This window comes from Methylobacterium sp. C33D (assembly GCF_053345825.1).
The window spans coordinates 1-929 of the sequence record NZ_JBKFAV010000110.1 but is presented as its reverse complement, the minus strand read 5'-3'; the positions used below and the strand labels follow the sequence as shown (position 1 = coordinate 929).

Genomic DNA, 929 nt, shown 5'->3' with positions numbered 1-929 from the left:
AGAGGTCTGGGATAGTTCGCGCCGCTGCACTGCGCAGGAGCGCCTTCAGCTTCGCGAAGGCCATCTCGATCGGGTTGAAGTCGGGCGAGTATGCCGGGAGGTAGAGCAGCCGGGCTCCCACCGCCTCGATCCGCTCGCGGACGCCGCTGACCTTGTGGGCTGGCAGGTTGTCCATGACGACCGTGTCGCCGGGCTGAAGCGTCGGAGCGAGCACGTCGGCCACGTAGGTGCGGAAGGCCTGCCCGTTCATGGCACCATCCAGCAGCCAGGGGGCGGTGATGCCGCTGGTGCGCAGACCCGCCGTGATAGTGGTGGTTTTCCAGTGGCCCTGCGGCACGCTCATCCGGCAGCGTTCGCCCCGTGGAGCGCGCCCGTAGCGCCGGGCCATGGCGGTGTTGGCTGCGGTCTCGTCGATGAACACGAGGCGATCCGGGTCGAGGTCGAGTTGGCCCGCGAACCACGCCTCGCGCGCAGCTCTCACGTCCTCCCGGTCCTGCTCGGCCGCGTGCCCCGTACTTTTTTTCGCGAGATGCCGTGGCGCTTGAAGAAGCGCGAGAGGCTACTCCGGGCCACGCAGATGCCGTGCTCGGCCAGAGCCGCACGGAGTTCGCGCAGGTAGATGCCGGGCTGCGCCTCGTAGAGGGAGACGATCAGGTCGGCCTGGGCCTCGATCTGATACGAGCGCTGATCGCCGCCCATCGGCTTGGGCGCGACGTGGTCCTCACGGGCGAAGCGCTCACACCACCGACTGGCGCTCGCCAGGCTGACCCCAAAGCGTTCGGCAGCTTTGTGTCGGGAGGCGCCGGCCGCGACGGCATGGACCACGCGCTGACGCAGATCGACGGACAGGGCTGAGGACATCGGCGCTCTCCTTCGCCGACCAACCCATCACCTCGCCAGCCGTTTCATCACGCTCGGATGGCGCTCTA

The 929-nt window shown here is 68.2% G+C and carries 1 protein-coding gene; it reads right to left on the bottom strand.

The window, feature by feature from the left end; translation table 11 throughout:
* Positions 1 to 861 (bottom strand): IS630 family transposase gene (locus ACLBXO_RS31585; protein ID WP_447687896.1). Its coding sequence is split into 2 segments (ribosomal slippage), with 862 coding nucleotides annotated over them: positions 1 to 516 and positions 516 to 861; the frame shifts between segments, so codons are not numbered across the junction. This gene is flagged as partial in the annotation.
* Positions 862 to 929 lie beyond the last annotated feature (68 nt).